This window comes from Streptomyces sp. McG3 (genome assembly GCF_018619185.1).
In the GTDB taxonomy this organism is placed as follows: Bacteria; Actinomycetota; Actinomycetes; order Streptomycetales; family Streptomycetaceae; genus Streptomyces.
The window spans coordinates 1-8,371 of sequence record NZ_JAAXYC010000332.1 but is presented as its reverse complement, the minus strand read 5'-3'; the positions used below and the strand labels follow the sequence as shown (position 1 = coordinate 8,371).

General features: G+C 71.2%; 7 protein-coding genes. 4 read left to right on the top strand and 3 right to left on the bottom strand.

Annotated elements, in window-relative coordinates; genetic code table 11:
- The coding region (locus HET64_RS33180; protein ID WP_251146223.1) for an MFS transporter at nt 1-1,313 on the top strand (1,313 nt) is incomplete at its 5' end.
- 16 nt (nt 1,314-1,329) lie between these two features.
- Here the strand turns inward: HET64_RS33180 and HET64_RS33175 are convergent.
- A complete protein-coding gene (locus HET64_RS33175; RefSeq protein ID WP_215110863.1) occupies nt 1,330-1,893 on the bottom strand; it encodes a dihydrofolate reductase family protein in 564 nt (187 codons plus the stop codon).
- Nucleotides 1,894-2,116: 223 nt separating this feature from the next.
- Between HET64_RS33175 and HET64_RS33170 the strand changes: the two genes are divergently transcribed.
- Nucleotides 2,117-2,938: a PhzF family phenazine biosynthesis protein gene (locus HET64_RS33170; protein WP_215110862.1), complete on the top strand. Its 822-nt coding sequence runs from the start codon at nt 2,117-2,119 to the stop codon at nt 2,936-2,938.
- Between the two features lie 60 nt (nt 2,939-2,998).
- Here HET64_RS33170 and HET64_RS33165 read toward each other — a convergent pair whose 3' ends face one another.
- A complete protein-coding gene (locus HET64_RS33165) occupies nt 2,999-3,778 on the bottom strand; it encodes a CPBP family intramembrane glutamic endopeptidase (RefSeq protein WP_215110864.1) in 780 nt (259 codons plus the stop codon).
- Between the two features lie 185 nt (nt 3,779-3,963).
- Between HET64_RS33165 and HET64_RS33160 the strand changes: the two genes are divergently transcribed.
- Nucleotides 3,964-5,754, top strand: a complete 1,791-nt coding sequence (locus HET64_RS33160) for a substrate-binding and VWA domain-containing protein (RefSeq protein ID WP_215110861.1) — start codon at nt 3,964-3,966, stop codon at nt 5,752-5,754.
- 55 nt (nt 5,755-5,809) lie between these two features.
- On the opposite strand, the gene HET64_RS33155 is transcribed toward HET64_RS33160, so the two are convergent.
- The gene (locus tag HET64_RS33155; RefSeq protein ID WP_215110860.1) at nt 5,810-7,315 is read right to left on the bottom strand and encodes a glutamate--cysteine ligase; all 1,506 of its coding nucleotides are present in this window, start codon (nt 7,313-7,315) and stop codon (nt 5,810-5,812) included.
- Nucleotides 7,316-7,799: 484 nt separating this feature from the next.
- On the opposite strand from HET64_RS33155, the gene HET64_RS33150 reads away from it, so the two are divergent.
- On the top strand, nt 7,800-8,371 hold a 572-nt coding region (locus HET64_RS33150), incomplete at its 3' end, for a hypothetical protein (RefSeq protein WP_215110859.1).

The following is an 8,371-nucleotide window of genomic DNA, read 5'->3' as shown; positions in this document are numbered from 1 at the left end:
CCCCCTCTCCTTCCTCCCCCACCCCTTCCTCCGGCGTACCGGACTCCGGCGGGACCGTGCCGTCGGGGCCCTGGCGGGACGCCGACTTCCGCAGGCTCTGGGCGGGTCAGACGGCCTCCCAGCTCGGCGAACACACGACGCTCGTCGTGCTGCCGCTCTTCGCCGTCCTGACGCTCGACGCGGGCGCGGGCCAGTTGGGCGCCCTCCGCGCCGTGGGGCAGGCGCCGTTCCTGCTGCTCTCACTCCTCGCGGGTGCCTGGGTGGACCGGTGGCGGGCCCGCACGGTGATGGTGCTCACCGACGCCGGCCGCGCTGTGGCCCTGGGCGCGGCGGCCGTGGCCGGGCTCCTCGGCCTGCTCGGCCTGCCCGCGCTGTTCGTGGTGGCGTTCACCGTCGGAGCGCTGTCGGTCCTCTTCGACGTGGCGTACCAGGCGTCCCTCGTACGGATGGTGCGGCGCGATCAACTCGTGCGGGGCAACAGCGCGTTGGAGGGCAGCCGGTCGGCGGCGCAGATCGGCGGACCCGCGCTCGGCGGCGCGTTGGTGTCTCTGCTGTCGGCCCCGGTCGCCGCGGCCGCCGGAGCGCTGTTCTTCGCGGTGTCGTTCGTTTCCTTGAGGCGGATCCGCCGCCCCGAAGCCGCACCCGGGCGCGGGGCGCCGGTACCGCAGCGCGCTTCCCCCGTCCTGCGTCGGATCCGGGAAGGCCTTCGCTTCGTCGCCGAGAACGCCTTGCTGCGGGCCGTGTGCCTCGCCTCTGCCGCCTTCCAGCTCTCCTTCGCGGCCACGATGACCGTCTATCTGCTCTTCCTCCCGCACGAACTGCGGCTGACGGGCGTCACCATCGGCCTCGCCCTCGCGGCGACCGGTCCGGGCGCGCTCCTGGGCTCGGTCCTGGCGGCACGGCTGCCGGGCCGGTTCGGCCACGGCGCGGTACTCGTGTCCGCCGCGGTGCTCGGCAACGGTGCGCTGCTGTGCGTACCGGCGCTGCACGGCTCCTCGACCGCGACGGTCCTCGCGCTCCTTGCCGTCAACTTCGTGTTCGGGACGTTCGGCCAACTGGTGAACGTCACGGTCATGTCGGTGCGGCAGGCCGTCACGCCGGACGGCATGCAGGGGCGTGCGGCCGCGACGATCACCTTCGTCGGGATGGGGTTCACCCCGCTCGGCTCGCTGCTCGGCGGCTTCCTGGCCCAGGGGTGGGGGCTGCGCACCGGCCTCCTGGTGTCGGCCGCGGGCATGATGCTGTCGCCGGTCCTGATGGCCGTGTCCCCGCTCGCTCGCCTGGGACGGGTGCTTCCGGACCCGCGGGCGTGAGGCACTCCCGGCGGGGTCAGGCAGGGGCGTACCGCTGCAGGGTGATCCCACTGCGGAACGCCCTCGATTCCAGGAGCCGGAGCCGGGGGACCTCGTACCCCTCGGGGAAGAGACGCCGGCCGCGGCCCTGGACGGCCGGGTAGACGAAGAGGCGGTACTCGTCGACCGATCCGGCCGCGATCAGCGCGTGGGCCAGGGTGATGCTGCCGGTGAGGACGATGTCCTTGCCGCCCTCCTCGGCCTTGAGCCGGCGGACCTCCTCGACGGGGTCGCCCGTCAGCACCGTCGAGTTCTGCCACCCGGGGTCGGTGAGCGTGCCGGAGACGACGTATTTGGGGACCTGATCGAGGTAGGCGGCGATACCGGTGGAGTCATCGGTCCGCAGCGGCCAGTAGCCGCGGAAGTCCTCGAACGTCCGCCGACCCAGGAGCAGTGCGTCGGCGCGGTCGTCCTGCCGGTGGCTCTCCTCCAGGACGTCGCTCATGTCCACGCCCGCCTGCCCCTGGGGATCGAACCAGTCCGTGATCATCTCGATGGAGCCGTCGACGGTGATGTTCTGCGTGATCGCAAGGGTGCGCATGCCACTCTCTCCCGTGACTGGACGCGTACGCTCCGGCGCTGGACGCGTACGTTCTCCTTCTCCGGACGCGTACGTTCTCCTTCTGATGACTCCGTGGGGCCCCGGGAGTCATCGGTGAGCCGGGAACCGCCGCCGGGCGCGGCCGCTCCGGCACGACGGGCAGGGGCCGGCGACCCGGAATTGGCCTTGGCCCGCCTCCGCCCCGGCGCTCTACGGTCGTCCCATGAGGATTCGCATCGTCGACGCTTTCACCGACCGCCCCTTCTCCGGAAACCCCGCCGGCGTGCTCCTGCTGGACAGCGGTACGTTCCCGGCCGACGCACGTCTGCAGGAGATCGCCGCCGAGGTCAACCTCTCCGAGACGGCCTTCGCCCACCCGCTGCCGCAGGGAGGCACGGCCGACTGGGCGCTGCGCTGGTTCACTCCGGCCACCGAGGTGGACATGTGCGGGCACGCGACGCTCGCCACCGCCCACGTCCTGCACACCACGGGTCGGGCCACGGGCCCGGTGCGCTTCGCCGCGCGCTGCGGGATCCTGACCGCGACCGCCCGGCAGGACGGCACTCTCACCCTCGACTTCCCGACCTCCCCGCTGACCGAGGAGCCGGTGCCGTACGGCCTCGCCGACGCCCTCGGGGCGGACCCCGTCTCGGTGCACGACACCGGTGAGCACATCGGGGACCTGCTCGTCGAGCTCCGCGACGAGGCGGCCGTACGGGCGCTGGCCCCGGACTTCGCCGCGCTGGCGGCCCACTCCCGGCGCGGTGTCATCGCCACCGCCGCCGCCGAGGACCCCGCCCGGGGGTACGACTACGTCTCGCGCGGCTTCTTCCCGGGCGTCGGCATCGACGAGGACCCGGTCACCGGCAGTGCCCACACCGCGCTGGCCCCCTTCTGGTCGGCCCGCCTGGGCCGCGACGATCTCACCGGCCTCCAGGCGTCCGCCCGCTCGGGGCTGGTCCGTACCGGGCTGCGCGGCGAGCGCACCCTGCTGACCGGCACGGCGGTCACGGTGATCGACGGCGAACTGCTCACCACGCTCTGACGGCCGTCGGGGTGCGCCGGCTCTCCGGCGCACCCCGTGACGCCCTCGACGGCACCGCGCTCAGGGCGTCGGCAGCCAGTCGACCCGGCCCGCGAGCAGGGCGTATCCGACGAACGCCCCGATGTCCAGGAGCGCGTGCGCGACGACCAGCGGGCCCACCCGGCCCCAGCGTCGGTAGAGCAGCACGAACACGATGCCCATCACCACGTTGCCGATGAAGCCGCCGATCCCCTGATACAGGTGGTACGACCCGCGCAGCACGGAGCTGGCCACCAGCGCGGCCATCGGCGTCCAGCCCAACTGTCCGAGTCTGCGCAGCAGATAGCCGACGACGATGACCTCCTCCACCACGGAGTTCTGGATCGCCGAGAGGATCAGTACGGGGAACTTCCACCAGACCTCGGGCAGGGACTCGGGAACGACCGTCAGGTTGAATCCGGTGGCGCGGGCCACCAGGTAGAAGGCGAGCCCGGCGCTGCCGATGCCGGCCGCGACGAGGGTTCCGCGGCCGAGGTCGAACCAGGGTTTCGCCACGTCGAATCCGATGGTCCGCAGCCCCGCTCCTTCCCGGATCAGCAGGTGCGCGACCAGCGCCACCGGCACCAGAGCCGTTGCGATTCCGAACATTTGCCATGACAGATCAAGCCATGGACGGTCCGGAGCGTACGAGCCGTTGAGCGTCGCCGCCTGGTCCTTCAAACCCCCTGGTTTCGTCAGCGATCCGACAAAACTGATAAGGGAGGACACCGCGCTGGCGCCCAGCGAGAGCGCCAGAACCAGCAGCACCTCGGACCGCAAGATCCTTCGTGACACGGCCTCTTGGGGAAAAGAATCAGCCACGCGCCCGGCCTCCACCTGTACACCTGCCTTTTGTTCTGCAATCACGTCTCATCCCACCGACCACCGCACTAGGGTCTCGAATAGAGGTACGAAGATCATGCGCGACAGGCCGGGGGACGACCACCATCGCTGATGGTGCGGTCCCCCTTTTCCTTGTTTCATCCTCAACGAGGGGCACCACCGACATGGGACGTCATAGCTTGCCCGACAGCCACGCGGCGGAAGGACGCCGGGACCACCCGAGCCCCCGGCGACGGCGTCGTACGGTCGCCATCGCCACCCTGCTCGTCCTCACCGTGGCGACCGGGACGGCCGTGGCGGCCAAGGTCGGCCTGCTGTCGTTCTCCCGGTCCTGCGAGGAGTCCGCCGTACGGCTGTCCGTGGTGGCCTCCCCGGACATCGCCCCCGCCGTGCGCTCCATAGCCGAACGGGCGCCCGCGGACGAGATGAGAACCGACGGCCGCTGTCTTGTCGTGGAGGTGCTGGCCCGCGATTCGCACAAGGTCGCCGAATCCCTCGCCGCGGGGGACGAGAAGCCCGACTTCCAGGTCTGGCTGCCCGACTCCGAACTGTGGCTGGAGCGAGCCAAGGGGCTGGGCGAGGGAATTCCCGTCTCCCCGTCCGACTCGGTGGCCTCCTCCCCCGTGACGCCGGCCATGGTGCCGTCGGCCTCCCGGAAGCTCGGCTGGCCCGAGAAGACCTACTCCTGGTCCGGGTTGGTCGCGGCGCTCGGCTCCGACCGGGTGCGCCTCGGCACGGCGGACCCGGCGCGCAGCGCCACCGGACTGCTGGCGCTCGTCGGCATCGGCGCCTCGTCGGCGCCGCAGGGCGGGGACAGCGACACCCGGGTCGCCCAGACCGCGAAGGCGCTCGCCGAGCGGATGTCGGACGGCGACGCCCAGGTGCTGGAGACCCTGGCGCGGAGCACGTCCGGAGCGGAGGAGGGCAATCCCAAGCGGAACCAGGCGGTCCTGATCTCCGAGCAGGCGGCCTTCGCGCACAACGCGGAGGCGACCGGCGAGGGCAAGCTGGACCTCTTCTACCCGCAGGACGGCACTCCGCTGCTGGACTACCCGTACACCCTGGTCAACGAGGCGGAGCTCAGCGTCGCGGAGTCCCGCGCGGCCCTGCGCTTCATGACTCTGCTGGGTGACCGGGACGCCCGGGCGGCCTTCGCCGAGCACGGGTTCCGGGCCGGTGACGGGAGCGCGGAGGACTCCCTCGTCGCCGCGGCCGGAGGAAGGAAGCCCCAGCCGTACGCCGCACCGGCCGCCGAGGCGCCGTCGGCGAAGGAACTCCAGGAGACGCTCGGGATGTGGACGATCACCGTGCAGAGCGCCCGGCTGACCACGGTGGTCGACGCCTCGGGCTCCATGGCGACGCCGGTCCCGGGCCGGAGCCAGTCGCGGATGGACGTCACCAAGGAGTCGCTGATCCAGGCGCTGGGTCAGTTCACCCCGAACGACGAGATCGGGCTGTGGGAGTTCGCCACCACGCTGGACGGCGACAAGGACTACCGGCGGCTCATGCCGACGAAGCGGCTCGGCGACCCGGTCAAGGGCGGCGGGACCCACCGGGAGGAGCTCACGGCCGCCTTCGCGGGGCTGCGGCCGGTGCCCGGCGGCGCGACCGGGCTGTACGACACGACGCTGGCCTCGTACAAGGAAGCCCGGTCGACGTATCGGAAGGGCAAGTTCAACGCCCTGGTGATCCTCACCGACGGCTCCAACCAGGACGAGCGGACCATCTCGCGGAGCGGGCTCATCGCGGAGCTCAAGGCGCTCCGCGACCCGGAGCGCCCGGTCCCGGTCATCGCGATCGCGGTGGGCCCGGACGCGGACCGCGACGAGGTCGCCGAGATCGCGCGGGTCACCGGCGGCGACGGCTACGAGGTGAGCGACCCGGCCGAGATCCAGGCGGTGATCCTCCAGGCCATCATGGCGGCCGGGCAGAACGGACTCACCGCACAGGAGTGACCGCCCGGGAGCCGGAGCCGGGCCTGTCACCCGCGCCGGCTTCCCGGGGGCCTCATCAGGGCGCCGGGAAGCCCACCGGCCAGGTGTGGACCGGCTCCCCCGCGTGCATCAGCTCGGCATAGCGGCGGGTGGTGGCCGCGAGCGCCGCGTCCCGCCCCAGCCCGGCGTCCAGGGCCCGGCGGTACGTGGCCACCTGCCAGGAGGCCCCGTTGACGCGCCGCTTGCAGCGCTCCTCGATCACCCCGAGATAGCGGTCCCGGTCGGCGGGTTCGATGTGCCAGGCGTCCAGCCCCGCGGCGGCCAGCGGCAGCAGCTCCTCCAGCACCAGCCGTACGGCGGGGATCCTGGCCAGCCCGCCGGAGCGACCCGACCGCGGCCAGAGCAGCTCGGCCTCGATGCCGTGCCGGCAGGCCTCGGTGAAATTCTCCTCGGCGGCCTCGAACGGCAGCCTGCTCCACACCGGCCGGGACTCCTCGGCGAGCGCCCGTACGAGCCCGTAGTAGAAGGCGGCGTTGGCGATCACATCGGTGACCGTCGGCCCGGCGGGCAGCACCCGGTTCTCCACCCGCAGATGAGGAACGCCGTCGGCGATCCCGTACACCGGACGGTTCCAGCGGTAGACGGTGCCGTTGTGCAGCACCAGCTCGGCCAGGTCGGGCACCCCACCCTCGTCCAGCACCTTCAGGGGGTCCTCGTCGTCGCAGATCGGCAGCAGCGGCGGGAAGTAGCGCAGGTTCTCCTCGAAGAGCTCCTGGGCGGAGCCGATCCAGCGCTCCCCGAACCAGGTCCTGGGGCGCACGCCCTGGTTGGCCAGCTCCGGCGGCCGTACGTCGGTGGCCTGCTGGAACAGGGGCGGCCGGGACTCCCGCCAGAGCTCCTTGCCGAAGAGGAAGGGGGCGTTGGCGCCCAGCGCGATCTGGACGCCGGTGATCGCCTGGGCGGCGTTCCACACGTCGGCGAACCGGGCGGGCGTCACCTGGAGGTGCAGCTGTACCGAGGTGCAGGCCGATTCCGGGGCGATCGAGGGCGAGGTACAGACCAGCCGCTCGACGCCTTCGATATCCAGGAGGAAATCCTCCCCCCGGGCAGCCGCCATTTGATCGTTGAGCAGGGTGTAACGGTCCACGTCCGAGAGATTCGCGGACACCACGTCGTGCTCCCCCAGGGTGGGGAGGATTCCGATCATCACGATCCCCGCGTCCACCTCCCCCGCCTTGCGGTGCGCATAGGCGAGGCCGGTCCGCAACTCCTCCGCGAGCTGATCGAAAACCCGGCCGCCGAGGCGGTGCGGGACGATATTCACTTCGAGATTGAACATCCCCAGTTCGGTCTGGAAATCCCGGCTCGCGATGCGCTGGAGCACCTGCTGATTCATCATCCGGGGCATCCCGTCGGAACCCGCGAGATTCAGCTCTATCTCCAGCCCCATCAGGTTCCGCGGACGGTCGAACCTCCGCTCCGCCAGAAGTCTGCCCAGCCCCTCCAGGCACTGGTTGAGCTTGGCGCGGTAGGCCTGTCGATCGGACAGGTCAAAGGCTTCCGCCACGACCTTCTCCCCCATCGAGGGGTCCCTCCTCCAGTGGGCGGCCCGCGGCCCAGGCCGCTCGCATCACGATCGATAATGCCCAGTCGGAGTGATCCGTAACGCCCCCACGGGCCTCCGATACCCGATAGTCTGATTGAAGGAGACCTGCGGCACATTCCCGTGGCAAGTGGCTCCTCGCATTTTCGGCCGGAGTATGCACGGGGGAAACATCGACGAGTTTCGGCCTACCGCTCCGCCGGAAGGGTGCCAGGTCGGCGACGTCGACGGCATCTCAAAACGCCAGCAATACCGCAATTCGAAGGCCGGATGACGCCTTGTGCGACATATCTACGACTGCTAGCGGAAACACTGTGTGAACACGCGTCATATAAACTCCGCTCAACGAGGCAGAGAGTTGATACGACTCGCCCGTCACCGGCCGTCTCCGGCCCACATGCCGACAGCGCCGTCTGCACCCGCCCAAGCGCCACCGTGTCTCCGAAGTGAGAGGCGACCCACTATGCCGCTGCATGTTCCCCCGGCTCCCGCGCCCGCCCTGCGCAGTGTTCTCACGGCCCTCGGTTCTCCCACCGCCGTCCGCGAGGCCCGAACATCCGCTCTCCGGTCCGTCCAGGGACCGCTGAGCCCCGAACTACCGCTTCCCGTGCATGTGCTGGACCGGATCGCGCCCACCAGGACAGCACCTCTGACACGCCTCGCGGCCTGGCGTTTCCTGATCCGGAGCGAGGGCCGCGCGGTCGCCGCGGCGGACACCGTGCTCACGCCCGACGGCTGGGCCTTCTCGCACTTCTTCGAGGGGCCCTACCTCGCCTCGACCGAGCTGGCCCTCCGGCAGGCGGAGGGGTCGCCCACCGCCTGCCAGGCCCGGCTGCTGTCCATCCCGGAGCTGTACATGCTCACCCTCTGGCTGCACGGCGACACGGAGGCCGATCCCGCCGGCGGGATGCTCGCGCCGACGGACGTCCTGGTCCCCCTGGCCCCGGCCCCGCCGGGCATCGCCGCCCACCGCCCGCACCGGGTCGCCGACCTGCTGCCCGTCATCTCGCTGCGCGTGGCCCCCGGCCCGCTCCT